Annotated in this window: 23 protein-coding genes; 21 read left to right on the forward strand and 2 right to left on the reverse strand. The window is 41.3% G+C overall.

Translation table 11 applies throughout. The features are described 5' to 3' along the window. Window positions 1-50 precede the first annotated feature (50 nt). From ACIY14_RS03625 to ACIY14_RS03725, 21 genes are all read left to right on the forward strand, one after another. Complete coding sequence (locus ACIY14_RS03625; protein ID WP_409001556.1) at window positions 51-554, forward strand: phosphatase PAP2 family protein; 504 nt, start codon at window positions 51-53, stop codon at window positions 552-554. 113 nt (window positions 555-667) lie between these two features. Further along, window positions 668-1,114, forward strand: a complete 447-nt coding sequence (locus tag ACIY14_RS03630) for a LytTR family DNA-binding domain-containing protein (protein WP_084868249.1) — start codon at window positions 668-670, stop codon at window positions 1,112-1,114. Window positions 1,115-1,119: 5 nt separating this feature from the next. Continuing rightward, the gene (locus ACIY14_RS03635; RefSeq protein ID WP_409001557.1) at window positions 1,120-1,794 is read left to right on the forward strand and encodes a LiaF transmembrane domain-containing protein; all 675 of its coding nucleotides are present in this window, start codon (window positions 1,120-1,122) and stop codon (window positions 1,792-1,794) included. A 106-nt stretch (window positions 1,795-1,900) separates the two neighbouring features. Then, window positions 1,901-2,089 (forward strand): 50S ribosomal protein L28, encoded by a 189-nt coding sequence (rpmB, locus tag ACIY14_RS03640; RefSeq protein WP_001140948.1) that lies wholly within the window; start codon window positions 1,901-1,903, stop codon window positions 2,087-2,089. Between the two features lie 152 nt (window positions 2,090-2,241). Then, window positions 2,242-2,607: an Asp23/Gls24 family envelope stress response protein gene (locus ACIY14_RS03645; RefSeq protein ID WP_000216438.1), complete on the forward strand. Its 366-nt coding sequence runs from the start codon at window positions 2,242-2,244 to the stop codon at window positions 2,605-2,607. A 2-nt stretch (window positions 2,608-2,609) separates the two neighbouring features. Continuing rightward, window positions 2,610-4,277 (forward strand): DAK2 domain-containing protein, encoded by a 1,668-nt coding sequence (locus ACIY14_RS03650; protein ID WP_409001558.1) that lies wholly within the window; start codon window positions 2,610-2,612, stop codon window positions 4,275-4,277. A 124-nt stretch (window positions 4,278-4,401) separates the two neighbouring features. After that, complete coding sequence (locus ACIY14_RS03655) at window positions 4,402-4,608, forward strand: hypothetical protein (protein WP_223331915.1); 207 nt, start codon at window positions 4,402-4,404, stop codon at window positions 4,606-4,608. After that, window positions 4,605-4,799, forward strand: coding sequence for a hypothetical protein (locus tag ACIY14_RS03660; RefSeq protein WP_070837807.1), 195 nt, complete (start codon window positions 4,605-4,607; stop codon window positions 4,797-4,799). The genes ACIY14_RS03655 and ACIY14_RS03660 overlap by 4 nt, the downstream gene beginning before the upstream one ends. Further along, window positions 4,786-5,661, forward strand: coding sequence for an ABC transporter ATP-binding protein (locus tag ACIY14_RS03665; RefSeq protein ID WP_409001559.1), 876 nt, complete (start codon window positions 4,786-4,788; stop codon window positions 5,659-5,661). Before ACIY14_RS03660 ends, ACIY14_RS03665 begins: the two co-directional genes overlap by 14 nt. A gap of 12 nt (window positions 5,662-5,673) precedes the next feature. Further along, window positions 5,674-6,408 (forward strand): ABC transporter permease, encoded by a 735-nt coding sequence (locus ACIY14_RS03670; protein WP_409001560.1) that lies wholly within the window; start codon window positions 5,674-5,676, stop codon window positions 6,406-6,408. A gap of 4 nt (window positions 6,409-6,412) precedes the next feature. Continuing rightward, window positions 6,413-7,510 carry a sensor histidine kinase gene (locus ACIY14_RS03675; protein ID WP_409001561.1) on the forward strand — a complete coding sequence of 366 codons (1,098 nt, stop codon included), beginning with the start codon at window positions 6,413-6,415 and terminating at the stop codon, window positions 7,508-7,510. 1 nt (window position 7,511) lies between these two features. Beyond that, the gene (locus ACIY14_RS03680) at window positions 7,512-8,111 is read left to right on the forward strand and encodes a response regulator transcription factor (protein ID WP_409001562.1); all 600 of its coding nucleotides are present in this window, start codon (window positions 7,512-7,514) and stop codon (window positions 8,109-8,111) included. A gap of 320 nt (window positions 8,112-8,431) precedes the next feature. Next, window positions 8,432-8,845 carry a 30S ribosomal protein S12 gene (gene rpsL / locus ACIY14_RS03685; RefSeq protein WP_001142332.1) on the forward strand — a complete coding sequence of 138 codons (414 nt, stop codon included), beginning with the start codon at window positions 8,432-8,434 and terminating at the stop codon, window positions 8,843-8,845. 19 nt (window positions 8,846-8,864) lie between these two features. After that, entirely contained in the window at window positions 8,865-9,335 is a 471-nt protein-coding gene (gene rpsG, locus ACIY14_RS03690; protein WP_000087873.1) for a 30S ribosomal protein S7, read from the forward strand. A gap of 394 nt (window positions 9,336-9,729) precedes the next feature. Continuing rightward, window positions 9,730-11,811 carry an elongation factor G gene (gene fusA / locus ACIY14_RS03695; protein ID WP_000090343.1) on the forward strand — a complete coding sequence of 694 codons (2,082 nt, stop codon included), beginning with the start codon at window positions 9,730-9,732 and terminating at the stop codon, window positions 11,809-11,811. Between the two features lie 321 nt (window positions 11,812-12,132). Beyond that, window positions 12,133-13,833: an acetolactate synthase large subunit gene (locus ACIY14_RS03700; protein WP_409001563.1), complete on the forward strand. Its 1,701-nt coding sequence runs from the start codon at window positions 12,133-12,135 to the stop codon at window positions 13,831-13,833. Further along, window positions 13,826-14,302 (forward strand): acetolactate synthase small subunit, encoded by a 477-nt coding sequence (ilvN, locus tag ACIY14_RS03705; RefSeq protein WP_001253807.1) that lies wholly within the window; start codon window positions 13,826-13,828, stop codon window positions 14,300-14,302. Before ACIY14_RS03700 ends, ilvN begins: the two co-directional genes overlap by 8 nt. Window positions 14,303-14,392: 90 nt before the next feature. After that, window positions 14,393-15,415 (forward strand): ketol-acid reductoisomerase, encoded by a 1,023-nt coding sequence (gene ilvC / locus ACIY14_RS03710; protein ID WP_409001564.1) that lies wholly within the window; start codon window positions 14,393-14,395, stop codon window positions 15,413-15,415. A 79-nt stretch (window positions 15,416-15,494) separates the two neighbouring features. After that, a complete protein-coding gene (gene ilvA, locus ACIY14_RS03715) occupies window positions 15,495-16,745 on the forward strand; it encodes a threonine ammonia-lyase IlvA (RefSeq protein WP_409001565.1) in 1,251 nt (416 codons plus the stop codon). 82 nt (window positions 16,746-16,827) lie between these two features. Then, window positions 16,828-17,724, forward strand: coding sequence for an SPFH domain-containing protein (locus ACIY14_RS03720; RefSeq protein WP_409001566.1), 897 nt, complete (start codon window positions 16,828-16,830; stop codon window positions 17,722-17,724). A 106-nt stretch (window positions 17,725-17,830) separates the two neighbouring features. Then, entirely contained in the window at window positions 17,831-18,046 is a 216-nt protein-coding gene (locus ACIY14_RS03725) for a hypothetical protein (RefSeq protein ID WP_000241003.1), read from the forward strand. A gap of 92 nt (window positions 18,047-18,138) precedes the next feature. Here the strand turns inward: ACIY14_RS03725 and ACIY14_RS03730 are convergent, their stop codons facing one another. Beyond that, window positions 18,139-18,879: an amino acid ABC transporter ATP-binding protein gene (locus tag ACIY14_RS03730; RefSeq protein WP_409001567.1), complete on the reverse strand. Its 741-nt coding sequence runs from the start codon at window positions 18,877-18,879 to the stop codon at window positions 18,139-18,141. Further along, entirely contained in the window at window positions 18,879-20,444 is a 1,566-nt protein-coding gene (locus tag ACIY14_RS03735; RefSeq protein WP_409001568.1) for an ABC transporter substrate-binding protein/permease, read from the reverse strand. Before ACIY14_RS03735 ends, ACIY14_RS03730 begins: the two co-directional genes overlap by 1 nt. Window positions 20,445-20,559 lie beyond the last annotated feature (115 nt).

The following is a 20,559-nucleotide window of genomic DNA, read 5'->3' on the forward strand; positions in this document are numbered from 1 at the left end:
ACAAACGTCTCACCTGTAGACGAAAACAAGGTAATGAATGAGAAGTATAAATGAAAAATTATCAAGAATGGTATCGAAATATCAGCTCCAGACTAACTAGTCATCCCACTCTTTTATTTCTGTTACGCAGTTTCAATCGTTTGATGACAGTCGCCATGCCCCTGGTCTATCTGATCTTGCTAGTCACCACTTGCCTGAAACTAGAACTTGGTCAGCAAGTTGGGGTTTATGTGCTTATTCCTGCATCAGGATTTGTGGTCTTGTCCCTGTTTCGTAAGAAAATCAATCACCCGCGACCTTATGAAACTTGGGATATCAGTCCCCTGCTTGAAAAAGATAGTTCGGGAAAGTCTATGCCTAGTCGCCATGTCTTTTCGGCAACCATCATCTCCATGGCCTGTCTGCATGCTAGTCTACCTGTTGGCTTAGCATGCTTGCTCTTCTCAGCTTTGCTGGGATTGGTGAGGGTTTTAGGTGGTGTGCATTATCCAAAGGACGTCTTGGTTGGCTATATTTGCGGTCTGTTGTGGGGGTTCCTTTTCTTCCTATTCTGACATGTAAGTTAGGCTGGTCCTACAACCACTTACTGCTTCATATAGACCACTTGCTTTTTTGCCCTTGTATTCCTATCTTAGCTTTGATATAGTAGAGTCAGAAAGGAGATGTGATGAAGTTACGAATTGAGATTGACGGCAATTTAGAGGAGACTGAAATTGTCATCAAGACCCCCACTTTGACAGATGAAATTGCAGACTTGCAACGGCTCTTGCAAGAGTCAAAGGCTCCGAGGTTGACTTTTTACAAGGGGACAGGTGAATATTATCTAGACCTTTCAGAAATTCTCTTCTTTGAAACAGAAGGGAGCAAGATTTACGCTCATACCCAGAAGGAAGCCTATGAGGTTCGCCTCAAACTCTATGAGTTGGAGTCCATCTTACCTCGCTATTTTAGTCGAGTGTCCAAGTCAACGATCACAAACATCCGTCAGATATACTCGGTGGACAAGTCCTTTTCAGGAACGGGCACCATTTCCTTTTATCAGACGCACAAGGAGGTTCATGTCTCACGGCATTACCAATCCCTCCTAAAAGAAAATCTAAGAAACATGAGGTAAAAAACATGAAAAAGAAAGCATTTGGTATTGTTTTATTGGTTTTAGCAGCTTGGATCTTGCTGCAAGGAAATTTTGGCATTCCTTCTTTGGATGGTAAAATATGGCCTTTGCTAGGTATTGTTTTTTTTGCTTATAAGTCCATTGAGTCCATCCTTAGACGCCATCTAACTTCAGCAGTATTTACAGGTTTACTAGCCCTCATCATTGCAAATTACTCTTATGACTTGTTACCAGTTACAAATCATTCTCTCATCTGGGCTAGCATCTTGGTGGTACTCGGTGTTGGTTATCTGACACATTCAAGTAAGTTCTGGCATGAAAAAAAGTGGTGGTACAATGGAGAAAAAACAGTCATTACGGATAAGGAAGTCGTATTTGGAAGCGGGACTTTCTATAAGCAAGATCAAGATATTGTAGACGACCAAGTGGAAGTCGCGTTTGGGGGTGCTAAAATCTACTATGACAATGCAGAGATGTTAGGTGATTTTGCGACTTTAAATATTGAAGTGGCTTTCGGAAATGCAACAGTATATGTCCCACAACACTGGCGTGTCGATTTGAAAGTAGAAACATCCTTTGGTGCAGCTAAGGCAGATGCTCCTGTAGCATCAACCAGCAAAACTTTGATTATTCGTGGGGAAGTTGCTTTTGGTAAACTTGGAGTTGTTTACGTTAAATAAAAAAAGTCTCCTAATTTCCTTGCCAAAATAGAGAAAGTGTGATAACATAGTACGGTATGTGGTGCTAGCACATCCGCTATATTAGATCTAATAGGAGGAAAACACAATGGCTAAAGTATGTTACTTTACAGGTCGTAAGACTGTATCAGGAAACAACCGTTCACACGCGATGAACCAAACAAAACGTGCCGTAAAACCAAACCTTCAAAAAGTTACTGTTCTTATCGATGGTAAACCTAAAAAAGTTTGGGCTTCAGCTCGTGCTTTGAAATCAGGTAAAGTTGAACGCGTTTAATAAAAATGAAAAGACCGCTTAGGTCTTTTTCTTTTGCTCTAAGGATAAAACCATTTGAAAAATAGAGTAAATATCCGCAGATACAGTATTCTGCTTTTACACTTGGGCTGAAATATGATAAAATAGAGTATCAACTAGTTGAGGTAAAAAAAATGACTGTAAAAATTAATACAAAAGATGGTCAAATCGAACTGACAGATGAAGTGATTGCAACCGTAGTAGGTGGTGCCGCAACTGAGATTTTTGGTGTGGTCGGTATGGCTAGTAAAAATGCCCTCAAAGACAATTTCCAAGCCCTTCTTGGTAAGGAAAATTATTCTAAGGGTGTTGTCGTGAAGGCAGCCGAAGATGGTAGCATCGCAGTTGATGTTTATACCGTATTGAGCTACGGAGTAAAGATAAGCGAAGTGTCAAAAAACATTCAAGAGCGTGTTCGTTTTAGTTTAGAAAATCAACTAGGAATTACTGCTCAGACTGTGAATGTCTACATTCAAAATATCAAAGTTGTAGGAGAATAATCGTGTCAAAAATTACTACCAGTTTATTCCAAGAGATGGTGCAGGCTGCATCAACTCGTTTGAATAAGCAAGCAGAATATGTCAATTCATTGAACGTCTTTCCAGTTCCAGATGGAGATACTGGGACAAACATGGGAATGACCATTGAAAATGGTGCCAAAGAAGTAGCAGATAAGCCTGCTTCTACTGTTGGAGAAGTAGCGAGCATTCTTGCTAAAGGGCTCTTGATGGGTGCGCGTGGGAACTCAGGGGTTATCACTTCTCAGCTCTTCCGTGGCTTCTCTCAAGCTATCAAGGAAAAAGATGAATTAACAGGTCAAGACTTGGCTCTTGCCTTCCAATCCGGTGTCGAAGTAGCTTATAAAGCGGTTATGAAACCTGTTGAAGGAACCATTTTGACTGTTTCTCGTGGTGCAGCCATTGGGGCTAAGAAAAAAGCCGAGGAGACAGATGATGCTGTTGAGGTCATGCGTGCAGCCTTGGAAGGTGCGAAAGCAGCTTTGGCTAAGACACCAGAAATGCTTCCAGTCCTTAAGGAAGTTGGTGTGGTAGACTCAGGTGGTCAAGGTTTGGTCTTCATCTACGAAGGATTCCTTTCAGCTCTTACTGGTGAATACAGTGCGTCTGAGGACTTTGTAGCGACTCCTGCCAACATGAGTGAAATGATCAATGCAGAGCACCATAAGTCTGTGGCTGGACATGTTGCAACTGAGGATATTACCTTTGGTTACTGTACAGAGATCATGGTAGCTCTCAAACAAGGTCCAACTTATTCTAAGGACTTTGACTACGATGAATTCCGTAACTACTTGAATGAACTCGGTGACTCGCTCCTTGTTGTCAATGATGATGAAATCGTCAAAGTTCACGTCCATACAGAAGATCCAGGTCTTGTCATGCAAGAAGGTCTCAAATATGGTAGCTTGATTAAGGTAAAAGTGGACAACATGCGTAACCAACACGAGGCGCAAGTTGAAAAAGAAGCAACTCAAGGAAACAAGCCTGCTGAAACAAAAGAGTATGCCCTTATCGCAGTAGTAGCTGGTCAAGGTTTAGCAGATATCTTCCGTGCCCAAGGTGTGGATTATGTTATCGAAGGCGGGCAGACGATGAACCCTTCAACAGAAGACTTTATCAAGGCTGTTGAACAGGTCAATGCTCGCAACATTATCTTCTTGCCAAACAACAAAAATATCTTTATGGCAGCTCAGTCTGCGGCTGAAGTGCTTGAACTACCTGCTATTGTGGTAGAAGCACGTACAATTCCTCAAGGGTTGACGAGTCTTCTTGCCTTTGATCCTAGCAAGTCTATCGAAGAAAACAAAGAACGCATGACTGCAGCCCTTGGTGATGTCGTAAGTGGTAGTGTAACAACAGCCGTTCGTGATACAACTATCGATGGATTAGCAATTCATGAAAATGACAATCTTGGTATGGTAGATGGGAAAATCCTCGTGTCAAACCCTGACATGCACCAAACCTTGACTGAAACTTTGAAACATATGTTGGACGAAGATAGTGAAATCGTGACTTTCTATGTCGGAGAAGACGGAAGCGAAGAACTTGCCAATGAAATTGCCCAAGAAATCGCAGAAGAATTCGAAGATGTTGAAGTAGAGATTCACCAAGGTCAACAACCCGTATATCCATATCTTTTCAGTGTGGAATAAAAATTTAATTGATTAAAAAGAAAGTTGATTTTGCAGCTTTCTTTTTTTATGACATTTGTCATATTTCCTAGTGACAGAAGCATCTAGCTCCGCCAAATTCAAAAGACTATAATTGAAGTATGAAATGGAGGAAGAAGAAATGAAAAATAAAATGATTGTCGCAGTGAGTTTAGTAGCAGCAGGAGTTATGACCTATCTCATGTTTTCAGGATTGGACGAGGGTTTCTACCATTTTCCTTGGGAGCTCTTTGCTGGCTTTGGAATGATGTCTTGGCTTGTCAGAGAAGGTTTGAAATTGGTTAGAGATGTGAAAAAGGAGTTTGAGAAATGAAAAAAGCAATCATCTATTTCTTTATCAGCCTGTCACTCTTGGTATGGTTAGTGGAAATGTTTACTGGTTGGTTTGACCAAACCTTGCTTCGCCAATTCATTCGTGGTGCTTGGGGTTTTGGATTTATGATTTTCGTTGTTTTCCCTATGGGAATGAAGTGGTTGAAAGGAGAATCTCATGACTGTGATTAAAGTTGAGAAATTGAGTAAGAAAATAAAAGACAAGGAGATCTTGCGGAACATCTCCTTTGAAATCAACGATGGTGAATGTGTCGCCTTGATTGGACCTAACGGGGCAGGGAAGACAACCTTGATTGATTGCCTCTTGGGCGACAAGTTCATGAGCTCAGGTCAGATAGCTATTCAAGGCTTTGCACCAACAGATCCTCGATTAAAGCAGCTTATTTCTATCTTGCCTCAAGAAAATACGGTGGTTCAAGACTTGAAAGTGAAAGAACTTTTATCATTTTTCAAGTCACTTTATCCTGACAGTCTTTCAGACAAAGAAATTGATGACTTGCTGAGATTCTCAGACAAGCAGAAAAATCAGCTAGCGGGCAAGCTATCTGGTGGGCAAAAACGTTTGTTCTCTTTTGTGTTGGCACTAATCGGTCGTCCGGAAATTCTATTTTTAGACGAGCCAACTGCTGCCATGGATACCTCGACACGTCAGCATTTTTGGGAAATTGTTAATCAATTAAAGAAAAATGGTGTTACCATTGTCTATTCTTCTCACTATATCGAAGAGGTAGAACATACGGCTGACCGCATCTTGGTCCTCCACAAGGGAGAATTGATTCGCGATACGACGCCTTATGCCATGCGTGGTGAAGAACAGGAAAAACATTTTACGGTACCTCTAACTTATCAGGAAGTTATCAGCACTTTGGACCAGGTTCAAGAGATTGAAATCAAGCAAAATGCTCTTTCCTTCACAACCAAAGAAGCCAGCCAGGTATGGGAAGCCTTGCAAGAACAGGGCTGCATGATCGAAGAAATTGAAGTTCGCAATCGAACTCTCTTAGACAGTATCTTCGAAACGACTCAAGACTAAAGGAGATTGACGATGAAAAATATGACAAGTCTCATGAAAGTGGAAATCATTCTGATGAAACGGCAAGCAGTCTACTACTTGCTATCCATCGGACTTCCAAGTGTGTTTTACCTTATCTTTTCTGGTATGATGTCAGGGTCAGATATTCCAGAAATTGCTCTTCAAGCCTATCTTTTTGCCATGACGCTCTTTAGTATCATGTCAAGTGCTTTTTTCAGTATCCCAAGCACACTCGAGTCTGATAAGACAAACAACTGGCAAAAATTGATTCAACATTCTCCCGTATCTATGGTAGAATATTATGTATCAAAACTGTTCAGTACCCTACTGACTTTCTTGTTATCAATTACAGTTGTCTTTTCAGTTGGTCATTTTGTCCGTGGAGTGACCCTGCCTTGGCTTGATTGGTTGGTGATTGGAGCTATTTTGCTGGTCGGAAGCGTGGTCTTTATCAGCATGGGTGTCTTGGTGAGCTTGCTTCCCAGTGCTCAACTGATGACGGTTATTGGAAATATTGCCTATATTGCTTTGGCTGTCCTAGGTGGACTCTGGTTCCCTTTGAATTCCTTCCCAGAATGGCTCCAATCCATTGGAAAACTGACTCCAACCTATCAACTGATGCAGGTCGTCTCTACTTATTTGGAGCACCACGAATTTAATATTCTTTCTGCCTTGGTTGTGCTAGGCTATACAGTTTTCTTTGGTGTACTGGTAATCCAGCTGAAAAAAAGGATTGAGGTAAAATAAATCTATGTTGGAAAAATTTAAAAACATTCATTATATGTTTCATATTTCAATTGTGTTTATCATCTTTCCTATAGCGGGTGTCATCGTTGGAGATTACCCGCTTTTAACCTTGCTATGGACCCTACTATTTGTACTTGCCTTCTATTCGGTTTTAATCAGTCAGAATCGCACCGTGCAGTGGCTAGCATGGTGGTCCATGCTTGTCTACATTTTTTATACATCTGTTTGGCTAAGTTCAGGTTTCACATGGTTTATCTTTTATTTATCCAATCTCCTTATTTATGAGCTGGATGAGATTTCTTTTCACTCTTGGCGTTTTGTCAGTTTTATTGTCCTGCAACCATTTATTCTGACCGGAATCTATATGGTCAATCATGTTAGTCCCTGGCAGCTACTCTTTTTCTTGGTGACCTTTATCTTTTCCGATGCAATGACCTTTGGTCTCTATCGAATTCGGATAACAGAAGAGCTAAAAGAAGAAAAGATGAAACAAAATGCCAAGCTCAATCTTTTCTTGGCTGAAAACGAACGCAGTCGTATCGGTCAGGATCTTCATGACAGCCTAGGTCATACCTTTGCCATGTTGAGTGTGAAGACGGACCTTGCCCTCCAGCTTCTTCAAATGCAGGCCTATCCTCAAGTGGAAAAAGAATTAAAAGAAATTCATCAGATCAGTAAAGAATCCATGAATGAAGTCCGTACAATTATCGAAAATCTTAAAACAAGAACCCTTGCTTCCGAGTTTGCGACTGTTAAAAAAATGCTGGAAATTGCAGGAATTGAAACGGAAATCAATCACCAACTAGATACAGCTAGCCTAACTCAGGAATTAGAATCAACGGCCTCCATGATTTTACTTGAGTTAGTGACCAACATCATCAAACATGCTAAAGCATCGAAAGCTTACTTGAAATTAGAACGAACTGAGAAAGAACTCATTCTAACAGTGAGAGACGATGGTTGTGGCTTTGCTTCTCTAAAAGGAGATGAGCTCCATACCGTTCGAGACCGTGTCCTTCCTTTTTCAGGAGAAGTAAAGGTAATCAGTCAGAAACAGCCAACGGAAGTGCAGGTTCGACTACCTTATAAGGAGAGAAACTAAGATGAAACTACTTGTTGCAGAAGATCAAAGTATGTTGCGAGATGCGATGTGCCAGTTGCTTATGTTTCAACCAGATGTAGAGACTGTCCTACAAGCCAAGAATGGACAAGAAGCCATCCAACTCTTAGAAAAGGAGCCCGTAGATATCGCCATTCTTGACGTAGAAATGCCTGTTAAGACAGGCCTCGAAGTCTTGGAGTGGATACGAGCAGAAAAGCTAGAAACAAAGGTGGTTGTGGTGACGACCTTCAAACGTCCCGGATATTTTGAACGTGCGGTCAAGGCTGGAGTGGATGCTTATGTCTTGAAAGAAAGAAGCATTGCAGACCTCATGCAAACCTTGCACACTGTTCTCGAAGGACGCAAGGAATATTCGCCTGAATTGATGGAAGTGGTGATGACGCACCCCAATCCGTTAACAGAGCAAGAAATCGCTGTTTTAAAGGGAATCGCTCAAGGTTTGTCTAATCAAGAAATCGCGGATCAGCTTTATCTATCAAATGGAACCGTCCGAAACTATGTCACCAATATTCTTTCGAAACTAGATGCTGGTAATCGAACAGAGGCAGCCAACATTTCAAAAGAGTCTGGTTGGCTTTGATAAGAAGGGTTAAAAAATTCCGAAATGACAACTTGAATCAAAGGAAATCCATACCAGAAAGTAGGAGGCAATTTTGCCTCCTTTTCTTTGTTTAAAAAAGTAGTTATAACTAGTGTCAAAGAGTTAAAAGATCAGAATAAAAATGAAAAATATCTTGACAATGAAGGAAAAATTGTGTTATAATAATAGACGGTACTTTTTACTTTTGGTCTCTCAAAAGTGTACAGGGACGTGCTGACAAATGTTGCAAAAGTACACACAGATGGTAGCTGTCACCAAGTGTATCATCACCAAAAATAAAAAAATACAGGAGAATGTAGATGCCTACAATTAACCAATTGGTTCGCAAACCGCGTAAATCAAAAGTAGAAAAATCTAAATCACCAGCTTTGAACGTTGGTTACAACAGTCATAAAAAAGTTCAAACAAACGTTTCTTCACCACAAAAACGTGGTGTTGCAACTCGTGTTGGAACAATGACACCTAAAAAGCCTAACTCTGCCCTTCGTAAATTTGCTCGTGTACGTTTGAGCAACCTTATCGAAGTTACTGCCTACATCCCAGGTATCGGACACAACTTGCAAGAGCACAGCGTGGTGCTTCTTCGTGGTGGACGTGTAAAAGACCTTCCAGGGGTACGTTACCATATCGTCCGTGGTGCACTTGATACTGCAGGTGTTAACGATCGTAAACAAGGCCGTTCTAAATACGGTACTAAACGTCCAAAAGCATAAGGAAAGGGGATAAAGAGAAATGAGTCGTAAAAATAGAGCTCCAAAACGTGACGTATTGCCAGATCCGCTTTACAATTCACAACTAGTTACTCGTCTTATCAACCGCGTTATGCTTGATGGTAAACGTGGTACAGCTGCTTCAATCGTTTACGGTGCTTTTGAGCAAATCAAAGAAGCTACTGGTAACGATGCACTTGAAGTATTTGAAACAGCGATGGAAAACATCATGCCTGTACTTGAAGTACGTGCACGTCGTGTTGGTGGATCTAACTACCAAGTCCCAGTTGAAGTTCGTCCAGAACGCCGTACAACACTTGGACTTCGTTGGTTGGTAACCATCGCTCGCCTTCGTGGTGAACACACAATGCAAGACCGTCTTGCAAAAGAAATCTTGGATGCTGCGAACAACACAGGTGCAGCAGTTAAGAAACGTGAAGACACTCACCGTATGGCTGAAGCTAACCGTGCCTTCGCACACTTCCGTTGGTAATAAAATGATACTAAGGGCGTTAAAAAAGCGACTGAAAATTAGGAAGCTTGACGCAGAATCAAAGATTCTAGGAAAGCTTATCTATTTTCCGAGCTTTTAGCCCGAGTTCAATTATGATGCTAGGAACGGTAAGGATGCAAGGTGAAAATAGGAAACTGACGCAGTATTCGACGAATACAAGGAAGTTTATCTTTTTCATATTCATACAGCATCCCGTTCCGGCTCAAATCGGCTAGCTAACTTTAGCCCGAGTTCAATTCAACTTTCCATTTCGTAAGTTGAAACCAACAAAAACATGAAAACATTGAGAACGGGTAGGTCCTGCCTATCCGTTTTTATTAAAATCGTGTTATAATAGAATAGAAATCAAAAATAAATAGGAGAAACAAACCTCATGGCACGCGAATTTTCACTTGAAAAAACTCGTAATATCGGTATCATGGCTCACGTCGATGCCGGTAAAACAACAACTACTGAGCGTATTCTTTACTACACTGGTAAAATCCACAAAATCGGTGAAACTCACGAAGGTGCGTCACAAATGGACTGGATGGAGCAAGAGCAAGAACGTGGTATCACTATCACATCTGCTGCGACAACAGCTCAATGGAACAACCACCGCGTAAACATCATCGACACACCAGGGCACGTGGACTTCACAATTGAAGTACAACGTTCTCTTCGTGTATTGGACGGTGCGGTTACTGTTCTTGACTCACAATCAGGTGTTGAGCCTCAAACTGAAACAGTTTGGCGTCAAGCAACTGAGTACGGAGTTCCACGTATCGTATTTGCCAACAAAATGGACAAAATCGGTGCTGACTTCCTTTACTCAGTAAGCACACTTCACGACCGTCTTCAAGCAAACGCACACCCAATCCAATTGCCAATCGGTGCTGAAGATGATTTCCGTGGTATCATCGACTTGATCAAGATGAAAGCTGAAATCTATACAAACGACCTTGGTACAGATATCCTTGAAGAGGATATTCCAGCTGAATATCTTGAACAAGCACAAGAATACCGTGAAAAATTGATCGAAGCAGTTGCTGAAACTGATGAAGATTTGATGATGAAATACCTCGAAGGTGAAGAAATTACTAACGAAGAATTGAAAGCGGGTATCCGTAAAGCTACTATCAATGTTGAATTCTTCCCAGTATTGTGTGGTTCTGCCTTCAAAAACAAAGGGGTTCAATTGATGCTTGATGCGGTTATCGACTACCTTCCAAGCCCACTTGACATCCCAGCGATCAAAGGTGTTAACCCAGATACAGATGAAGAAGAAACTCGTCCAGCATCTGACGAAGAGCCATTCGCAGCCCTTGCCTTCAAGATCATGACAGACCCATTCGTAGGTCGTTTGACATTCTTCCGTGTTTACTCAGGTGTTCTTCAATCAGGTTCATACGTATTGAATACTTCTAAAGGTAAACGTGAACGTATCGGACGTATCCTTCAAATGCACGCTAACAGCCGCCAAGAAATCGACACTGTTTACTCAGGTGATATCGCAGCTGCCGTTGGTTTGAAAGATACGACAACTGGTGACTCATTGACTGATGAAAAAGCTAAAATCATCCTTGAATCAATCGACGTTCCAGAACCAGTTATCCAATTGATGGTTGAGCCAAAATCTAAAGCAGACCAAGACAAGATGGGTATTGCCCTTCAAAAATTGGCTGAAGAAGATCCAACATTCCGTGTTGAAACAAACGTTGAAACTGGTGAAACAGTTATCTCTGGTATGGGTGAGCTTCACCTTGACGTCCTTGTTGACCGTATGCGTCGTGAGTTCAAAGTTGAAGCGAACGTAGGTGCTCCTCAAGTATCTTACCGTGAAACATTCCGCGCTTCTACTCAAGCACGTGGATTCTTCAAACGTCAGTCTGGTGGTAAAGGTCAATTCGGTGATGTATGGATTGAATTTACTCCAAATGAAGAAGGTAAAGGATTCGAATTCGAAAACGCAATCGTCGGTGGTGTGGTTCCTCGTGAATTTATCCCAGCGGTTGAAAAAGGTTTGGTAGAATCTATGGCTAACGGTGTTCTTGCAGGTTATCCAATGGTTGACGTGAAAGCTAAGCTTTACGATGGTTCATACCACGATGTCGACTCATCTGAAACTGCCTTCAAGATCGCTGCATCTCTTGCACTTAAAGAAGCTGCTAAGACTGCACAGCCAGCTATCCTTGAGCCAATGATGCTTGTAACCATCACTGTTCCAGAAGAAAACCTTGGTGATGTTATGGGTCACGTAACTGCTCGTCGTGGACGTGTAGATGGTATGGAAGCACACGGTAACAGCCAAATCGTTCGTGCTTACGTTCCACTTGCTGAAATGTTCGGTTACGCAACAGTTCTTCGTTCTGCATCTCAAGGACGTGGTACATTCATGATGGTATTTGACCACTACGAAGATGTACCTAAGTCAGTACAAGAAGAAATCATTAAGAAAAACAAAGGTGAAGAATAATCTGTCTTCGCAATAGAAGGAAGTCACTTGGTGGCTTCCTTTTTTTGTCTTTAACTATTCATTTTTGCTGAATATAGTATACAAATTTGGTCGCTAAGTGAGAGAGTTACTAATTTTATCCAGAAAGAAAATATTCTAATTTGATAAATTAAAGTAAATAAAGGTTCCTAATTCCGTAGAAAAGTTAATAAAAATGAGAAAAAGATTCATAAATACACTTTTAGATAGAAAATTCAGAAAATTGCTTCTTTTATCTTGAAAATTTTTGAAAAAATGGTATGATAGTAACAAGCTATTTTTAAGAGAAGAGAAAGGGGAACAATGGAGAAAATCAGTTTAGAATCTCCTAAGACGGGGTCGGACCTAGTTTTGGAAACACTTCGTGATTTAGGAATTGATACCATATTTGGCTATCCTGGTGGTGCAGTCTTGCCTTTGTATGATGCGATATATAATTTTAAAGGCATTCGCCACATTTTAGGACGCCATGAGCAAGGTTGTTTGCACGAAGCTGAAGGATATGCCAAATCAACTGGAGAGTTGGGTGTTGCTGTTGTCACGAGTGGACCGGGAGCTACAAATGCCATTACAGGGATTGCAGATGCCATGAGTGATAGCGTTCCCCTTTTGGTCTTTACAGGTCAGGTGGCGCGTGCAGGGATTGGGAAGGATGCCTTTCAGGAGGCAGACATCGTGGGCATTACCATGCCAATCACTAAGTACAATTACCAAGTTCGTGAGACGGCAGATATTCCTCGCATCATTACGGAAGCTGTCCATATCGCAACGACAGGTCGTCCAGGGCCCGTCGTGATTGACCTACCAAAAGACGTATCTGCCTTAGAGACAGATTTCATCTATTCACCCGAAGTGAATTTGCCAAGTTATCAACCGACTCTAGAGCCAAATGACATGCAAATCAAGAAAATTTTGAAGCAATTGTCAAAAGCCAAGAAACCTGTTTTATTGGCAGGTGGTGGAGTTAGTTATGCAGAAGCAGCTACAGAACTCAATGAGTTTGCTGAACGTTACCAAATTCCAGTCGTGACCAGTCTTTTAGGGCAAGGTACGATTGCGACGAGTCATCCGCTCTTTCTTGGAATGGGAGGCATGCACGGGTCTTTCGCAGCTAATATTGCCATGACGGAAGCCGACTTTATGATTTGTATTGGTTGCCGTTTCGATGACCGATTGACTGGAAATCCCAAGACCTTTGCTAAAAATGCCAAGGTTGCTCATATCGACATTGATCCAGCCGAGATTGGTAAGATTATCAGTGCAGATATTCCAGTGGTGGGCGATGCTAAGAAAGCCTTGCAGATGCTACTAGCAGAACCAACTGTTCATAACAATACTGAAAAGTGGATTGAAAAAGTCACCAAGGACAAGAATCGAGTTCGTTCATATGATAAGAAAGAACGTGTGGTCCAACCTCAGGCCGTTATCGAACGCATCGGTGAGTTGACGAATGGGGATGCCATTGTTGTCACAGACGTAGGGCAACACCAAATGTGGACAGCTCAGTATTATCCTTACCAAAATGAGCGTCAGTTAGTCACTTCAGGTGGTTTGGGTACTATGGGATTCGGAGTTCCTGCAGCTATCGGGGCTAAGATTGCCAATCCGGAAAAAGAAGTTATCCTTTTTGTCGGTGATGGTGGCTTCCAGATGACCAACCAGGAACTAGCTATTTTGAACATTTACAAGGTACCGATTAAGGTAGTCATGTTGAATAACCACTCCCTAGGAATGGTTCGTCAGTGGCAGGAATCCTTCTATGAGGGTAGAACTTCCGAGTCAGTCTTTGATACACTTCCTGACTTCCAGCTGATGGCACAGGCTTACGGCATTAAAAACTATAAATTTGATAATCCAGAGACGATAGAGAAGGATCTAGAAGTCATTCTGGAGGATGTACCGATGTTTATCGAGGTGGATATTTCTCGTAAGGAACAGGTTTTACCGATGGTACCAGCTGGTAAGAGCAATCATGAGATGTTGGGGGTGAAGTTCCATGCGTAGAATGTTAACTGCAAAACTACAAAATCGTTCGGGAGTCCTCAATCGCTTTACAGGTGTCCTATCTCGTCGTCAGGTCAACATTGAGAGTATCTCAGTTGGTGCGACAGAGAACCCCAATGTATCTCGTATCACCATCATTATTGATGTAGCTTCTCATGATGAAGTAGAGCAAATCATTAAACAACTGAATCGACAGATTGATGTGATTCGTATTCGAGATATCACAGATAAACCACACTTGGAAAGAGAAGTTATCTTGGTGAAGATATCTGCTCCTGCTGAAAAACGTGCAGAAATCTTGGCCATTATCCAACCTTTCCGTGCAACGGTAGTAGATGTGGCTCCAAGCTCCATCACTATCCAGATGACTGGAAATGCTGAAAAGAGTGAAGCTTTATTGCGAGTGATTCGACCATATGGTATTAAAAATATCGCTCGTACGGGTGCAACTGGATTTACCCGCGACTAATACTCTTTGATTTTTATTGAGTATAAAATCCAGCATAAATTTGTTAAACCAGCCTATGAGGCAATAAAAAATAGAAAAGAGAGAAAAACTATGGCAGTTCAAATGGAATACGAAAAAGATGTTAAAGTAGCAGCGCTTGATGGTAAAAAAATCGCCGTAATCGGTTATGGTTCACAAGGACATGCGCATGCGCAAAACTTGCGTGACTCAGGTCGTGATGTCATCATCGGTGTACGTCCTGGTAAATCTTTTGACAAAGCAAAAGAAGATGGATTTGACACTTATACAGTAGCAGAAGCCACTAAATTGGCTGACGTTATCATGATCTTGGCACCAGACGAAATCCAACAAGAATTGTACGAAGCAGAAATTGCTCCAAACTTGGAAGCTGGAAATGCAGTTGGATTTGCTCATGGTTTCAACATCCACTTTGAATTTATCAAAGTTCCTGAAGATGTAGATGTTTTCATGTGTGCTCCTAAAGGACCAGGACACTTGGTACGTCGTACTTACGAAGAAGGATTTGGTGTGCCAGCTCTTTATGCCGTATATCAAGACGCTACAGGAAATGCTAAAAACATTGCTATGGACTGGTGTAAAGGTGTTGGGGCAGCTCGTGTTGGTTTGCTTGAAACAACTTACAAAGAAGAAACTGAAGAAGATTTGTTTGGTGAACAAGCCGTACTTTGTGGTGGTTTGACTGCCCTTATCGAAGCAGGCTTTGAAGTCTTGACAGAAGCAAGATACGCCCCAGAATTGGCTTACTTTGAAGTTCTTCATGAAATGAAATTGATCGTTGACTTGATCTATGAAGGTGGATTCAAGAAAATGCGTCAATCTATTTCAAACACTGCTGAATACGGTGACTATGTATCAGGTCCACGTGTGATTACTGAGCAAGTCAAAGAAAACATGAAAGCTGTTTTGGCAGATATCCAAAATGGTAAATTTGCAAATGACTTTGTAAATGACTACAAGGCTGGACGTCCAAAATTGACTGCTTACCGTGAACAAGCAGCTAACCTTGAAATTGAAAAAGTTGGTGCTGAATTGCGTAGAGCAATGCCTTTCGTTGGTAAAAACGACGACGACGCATTCAAAATCTACAACTAATTCTTGTGAAGAAAAACAGAAGGCGAGTTGGGGGTACCTAACTCGCTTTTTATCTTAAAAAGTATTTGAGGAGGAGACAATGCTAAGTGCAAAAGACGTGGTGAAAGCCCACAAAGTATTGAGTGGTGTAGTAGTCAATACTCCACTTGATTATGATCATTATTTATCGGAGAAGTATGGTGCTAAGATTTATTTGAAGAAGGAGAATGCCCAGCGTGTTCGTTCCTTTAAGATTCGCGGAGCCTATTATGCCATTTCTCAATTAACAAAAGAAGAACGTGAGCGTGGTGTAGTCTGTGCCTCTGCAGGAAATCACGCCCAAGGTGTCGCCTATACTTGTAATGAGATGAAAATTCCTGCAACCATCTTTATGCCCATCACAACACCGCAACAAAAGATTGGACAGGTCCGCTTTTTTGGTGGTGATTTTGTGACAATTAAGTTAGTTGGGGATACCTTTGATGCTTCTGCTAAGGCAGCACAAGAATTTACAGTTTCTGAAAACCGCACCTTCATTGATCCTTTTGATGATGCGCATGTTCAGGCTGGTCAAGGAACAGTAGCTTATGAGATTCTTGAAGAAGCCCGTAAAGAGTCTATTGATTTTGATACAGTACTTGTACCAGTAGGCGGTGGTGGATTGATTGCCGGTGTTTCTACTTATATTAGGGAAACTAACCCGACTATTGAAGTGATCGGGGTAGAAGCTAATGGGGCCCGTTCTATGAAAGCTGCCTTTGAGGCTGGGGGACCAGTTAAACTCAAAGAAATTGATAAGTTTGCTGATGGGATAGCCGTACAGAAGGTTGGACAATTAACCTATGAAGCGACCCGTCAGAATGTTGAAACGCTGATTGGGGTAGACGAGGGCTTGATTTCTGAAACCTTGATTGATCTTTATTCCAAACAAGGGATTGTAGCAGAACCAGCCGGGGCTGCTAGTGTTGCAGCCTTGGAAGTTTTATCAGACTATATCAAAGGCAAGACGATTTGTTGTATTATTTCTGGAGGAAATAACGATATCAACCGCATGCCAGAGATGGAAGAACGTGCCTTGATTTACGATGGAATCAAGCATTACTTTGTAGTGAATTTCCCACAGCGTCCAGGAGCTCTCCGAGAGTTTGTAAATGACATTTTGGGGCCAAATGATGACATCACTCGTTTTGAATATATCAAACGAGCAAGCAAGGGGACGGGGCCTGTATTGATTGGGATTGCTCTTGCCAATAAGCATGATTATGCTGGGTTGATTCATCGGATGGAAAAGTTTGACCCGTCTTATATTAATTTGAATGGAAATGAAACATTGTATAATATGCTAGTTTAAACTAAAATAAAATTATTATCATATTATTTGCGTAATGATAACGATGGTGTTATAATGAGGGTGATGAAAGGGGGAGATTCCCATGGTTTTACAAATTTTACTTGTTGTATTGATTTTAGTGGTGATTGCATCAGTGATTACGATTAGTTCTGTATATGTGGTACGACAACAATCTGTCGCTATTATAGAACGCTTTGGTAAATACCAAAAGTTGAGCAATAGTGGTATTCATTTGCGGGCTCCCTTTGGGATTGATAGAATTGCGGCAAGAGTACAACTACGTTTGTTGCAGAGTGAAATCGTTGTAGAGACAAAGACGCAAGATAATGTATTTGTAACGATGAATGTGGCAACTCAGTATCGAGTGAATGAAAACAATGTCACAGATGCCTATTATAAATTGATGCGTCCAGAAGCCCAAATTAAATCCTATATTGAAGATGCTTTGCGTTCATCTGTACCAAAGCTAACCCTAGATGAGTTGTTTGAGAAGAAGGATGAAATCGCCTTAGAAGTTCAAAAACAAGTGGCTGAAGAAATGTCTACATATGGGTATATCATTGTCAAAACGCTGATTACTAAGGTTGAACCTGATGCTGAAGTAAAACAATCAATGAATGAAATTAACGCGGCTCAACGTAAGAGAGTTGCGGCGCAAGAGCTTGCTGAAGCAGATAAGATTAAGATCGTGACCGCAGCAGAAGCAGAAGCAGAAAAAGATCGCCTACATGGTGTAGGGATTGCAGAGCAGCGTAAAGCAATTGTTGACGGACTGGCTGATTCTATCAAAGAGTTAAAGGGAGCTAATGTTGAGCTAACTGAAGAACAAATCATGTCTATCCTATTAACGAACCAGTATTTAGACACGTTGAATAATTTTGCAGAAAAAGAAGGAAATAATACAATCTTCCTACCAGCAAATCCTAATGGAGTTGAGGATATAAGAACTCATATATTATCGGCTTTAAGAGCTAAATAAAAATATGCAGAATAATATAGTTGTGACGAATATATGTTTTTTTATTGACAGATGAAATAAAAACGTATACAATTAGGAATTGTAAAGAATAATTCAGGAGAAGAACATGGTTAAGTCAAACTTTGAAAAGGTAGAAGCAGTTGTTGGCTGGGTTCGTGATAAGAAGATCACAGGTTACCGTATCTCTAAAGAAACGAATGCGCGTGAAATGTCTATCATTGCTCTAGCACAAGGACGCGCAAAAGTTAAAAATATTTCATTTGAAACAGCTCTTAGTTTAATCGATTTCTATGAAAAAAATCATGAAAAATTTGAAGATTGAACTGTGGTTACAGGCAGATTCCTGAATCGAGTCTGCCTTTTCTTTACAATTTTAAACTAAAAAGACTGCATTCTTTATGCAGTCTTTATTTATTAGTTGAGATAACGCTGAAGGAATTCTTTTGTCCGTTCTTCTTTAGGGTTCGTGAAGAGTTCTTCAGGTTTACCTTCTTCTGCAATGATTCCCTTGTCCATGAAGATGACACGATGGGAGACGTCGCGAGCAAATTCCATTTCGTGGGTTACAACAATCATGGTCAAGCCTTCTTGAGCTAGATCCTGCATAATTTTGAGGACTTCTCCGACCATTTCGGGGTCAAGGGCAGATGTTGGTTCGTCGAAGAGAATGGCGTCAGGATTCATGGAGAGTGCACGAGCGATAGCTACACGTTGCTTTTGTCCACCTGAAAGTTGCTTCGGCTTGGCTTGCCAGTAACGTTCTCCCATACCAACTTTTTCAAGATTCTCTTTGGCAATTTTTTCAGCTTCAGAGTGGTCACGTTTGAGTACTGTCGTTTGGGCAACGATGGTATTTTCGAGGACATTCAGATTTTCAAAGAGATTGAAAGATTGGAAAACCATACCGAGCTTTTCACGATAATGGGTAAGGTTATAGCCTTTTTCCAGGACATTTTCTCCGCGATAGAGAATCTCTCCTCCTGTAGGTATTTCTAGTAAATTAATCGAACGAAGGAAGGTTGATTTTCCGCTTCCCGAGCTTCCGATGATGGAAATAACCTCTCCTTTATGGACGGTGAGAGAAATGTCTTTTAGCACTTCATTTTGTCCATAGGATTTTTTTAGGTGTTTGATTTCAAGGATTGGTTGTGTCATTATTTCAAATCCCCCGTTTGCATTTGGTTAGCACCTGTAGTGTAAGTGTCCATGTCCATATAGCGTTCGATAAAACGTAGGACACGGGTCACAGTGAAGGTGAGGACAAAGTAAATCACTGCAATGATGGTAAAGGTCTGGAAGTATTGATAGGTTTGAGTCGCTACAGTATTTCCTGAGAAATAAAGCTCGACAACTGAAATAACGTTCAATACAGAGGTATCTTTGATATTGATGACAAACTCATTACCAGTAGCAGGTAGAATATTACGGACAACCTGAGGAAGGACAATCTTACGCATGGTTTGATTGTGGGTCATACCAAGAGCGGTTGCGGCTTCGAACTGTCCCTTGTCAACTGCTAGAATACCACCACGAACGATTTCTGTCATGTAGGCACCTGTGTTGATTGAGACGATAAAGATAGCAGCCAGTGTCCGGTCGAGATTGATACCGAAAGCTTGAGCAGTCCCATAGTAGATAACCATGGATTGAACAATCATCGGTGTACCACGGAAGATTTCAATATAGACATTGAGAATCCAACCGACTAGTTTTTGTAGGCCGTAAATGGCTTTGTTTTCAGAGAGAGGAGCCGTACGGAAGACACCAATGGCAAGACCGATAATGAGACCTACGATAGTTCCGATGATTGAGATTAAAAGAGTGACCCCTGCACCACGCAAGAGCTGTTGCCAGTTTTCAGAAAGAATTTTAGCAACTTGGCTGAAGAAATTACTGCTACTTTCTTCAGTTGCTGTGGCTTCGGCAGGTTGCTCCTGAATCATACGATCCATCAGTGCAACTTGTTCATCTTTTGAGATGGTTTCAATACTAGCATTGATTTGGCTGATACGACTGTCATCTTTACGAAGTCCAATGGCGATAGCTGTATCTTCTTCTCCAGTTTTGAAACCGGGTTCTACTTGAACCATCTGAAACTTAGAGTTAGCGGCTTCAGCAGTTAGAGCTTCAGGGCGTTCCGAAACATAGGCATCAATAACACCAGCCTCAAGAGCTTGGCGCATTTGGGCAAAGTCGCCCATAGCTGTTTCTTTCTTGACACCAGGGATTTGGGAAATCAAATCATAAAGGTAAACACCTTGTTGAGAAGTGATTTTTGCTCCGCTAAAGTCCTCCAAAGATTTGGCATTCGCATAGGCAGAGTCCTTTTTAACCAATAGAACTGGCTCACTAGTATAGTAACTGCTTGAAAAAGCAATTTCTTGTTTGCGTTCAGCGGTTGGGCTCATACCGGCAATGATCATATCGATTTTGCCAGAAGTAAGGGCTGGAACAAGTCCTTCCCACTTTGTTTTTACGACCAAAGGTTCCTTGCCTAAGTCTTTGGCAATCTTTTTAGCAATTTGAACATCGTAGCCGTTGGCATATTGGTTGGTACCGTCGATTTTGACAGCACCATTACTATCGTCGTCTTGGGTCCAGTTAAAGGGAGCGTAAGCTGCCTCCATCCCGATGCGTAAATATTCGTCGGCTTGGACTTGGCTAGCTAGTCCTAATGCAAGGGCTAGGCTAGCAAGAATAGATAAGCATAATTTTTTCATGTTTTCTCCTATTTCTAGTCTAAAAATGACGTCTCTCTATTGTATCTAAAAATGGTGAGATTTTCAATACAAGTAAGCCTTTACTTATAAAAAATGATATAATGGTGAAAAGATT

It is taken from the genome of Streptococcus sp. ST16, assembly GCF_046098135.1.
GTDB lineage: Bacteria > Bacillota > Bacilli > Lactobacillales > Streptococcaceae > Streptococcus.

Coding starts and splice junctions, on each gene's coding strand:
- ACIY14_RS03630 (WP_084868249.1), top strand. CDS start 668: ATGAAGTTACGAATTGAGATTGACGGCAATTTAGAGGAGACTGAAATT.
- ACIY14_RS03625 (WP_409001556.1), top strand. CDS start 51: ATGAAAAATTATCAAGAATGGTATCGAAATATCAGCTCCAGACTAACT.
- ACIY14_RS03670 (WP_409001560.1), top strand. CDS start 5,674: ATGAAAAATATGACAAGTCTCATGAAAGTGGAAATCATTCTGATGAAA.
- ACIY14_RS03655 (WP_223331915.1), top strand. CDS start 4,402: ATGGAGGAAGAAGAAATGAAAAATAAAATGATTGTCGCAGTGAGTTTA.
- ACIY14_RS03680 (WP_409001562.1), top strand. CDS start 7,512: ATGAAACTACTTGTTGCAGAAGATCAAAGTATGTTGCGAGATGCGATG.
- rpmB (WP_001140948.1), top strand. CDS start 1,901: ATGGCTAAAGTATGTTACTTTACAGGTCGTAAGACTGTATCAGGAAAC.
- ACIY14_RS03735 (WP_409001568.1), bottom strand. CDS start 20,444: ATGAAAAAATTATGCTTATCTATTCTTGCTAGCCTAGCCCTTGCATTA.
- ACIY14_RS03700 (WP_409001563.1), top strand. CDS start 12,133: ATGGAGAAAATCAGTTTAGAATCTCCTAAGACGGGGTCGGACCTAGTT.
- ilvC (WP_409001564.1), top strand. CDS start 14,393: ATGGCAGTTCAAATGGAATACGAAAAAGATGTTAAAGTAGCAGCGCTT.
- rpsL (WP_001142332.1), top strand. CDS start 8,432: ATGCCTACAATTAACCAATTGGTTCGCAAACCGCGTAAATCAAAAGTA.
- ACIY14_RS03730 (WP_409001567.1), bottom strand. CDS start 18,879: ATGACACAACCAATCCTTGAAATCAAACACCTAAAAAAATCCTATGGA.
- ilvN (WP_001253807.1), top strand. CDS start 13,826: ATGCGTAGAATGTTAACTGCAAAACTACAAAATCGTTCGGGAGTCCTC.
- ACIY14_RS03720 (WP_409001566.1), top strand. CDS start 16,828: ATGGTTTTACAAATTTTACTTGTTGTATTGATTTTAGTGGTGATTGCA.
- ACIY14_RS03660 (WP_070837807.1), top strand. CDS start 4,605: ATGAAAAAAGCAATCATCTATTTCTTTATCAGCCTGTCACTCTTGGTA.
- fusA (WP_000090343.1), top strand. CDS start 9,730: ATGGCACGCGAATTTTCACTTGAAAAAACTCGTAATATCGGTATCATG.
- ACIY14_RS03665 (WP_409001559.1), top strand. CDS start 4,786: ATGACTGTGATTAAAGTTGAGAAATTGAGTAAGAAAATAAAAGACAAG.
- ACIY14_RS03725 (WP_000241003.1), top strand. CDS start 17,831: ATGGTTAAGTCAAACTTTGAAAAGGTAGAAGCAGTTGTTGGCTGGGTT.
- ilvA (WP_409001565.1), top strand. CDS start 15,495: ATGCTAAGTGCAAAAGACGTGGTGAAAGCCCACAAAGTATTGAGTGGT.
- ACIY14_RS03635 (WP_409001557.1), top strand. CDS start 1,120: ATGAAAAAGAAAGCATTTGGTATTGTTTTATTGGTTTTAGCAGCTTGG.
- ACIY14_RS03675 (WP_409001561.1), top strand. CDS start 6,413: ATGTTGGAAAAATTTAAAAACATTCATTATATGTTTCATATTTCAATT.
- ACIY14_RS03645 (WP_000216438.1), top strand. CDS start 2,242: ATGACTGTAAAAATTAATACAAAAGATGGTCAAATCGAACTGACAGAT.
- rpsG (WP_000087873.1), top strand. CDS start 8,865: ATGAGTCGTAAAAATAGAGCTCCAAAACGTGACGTATTGCCAGATCCG.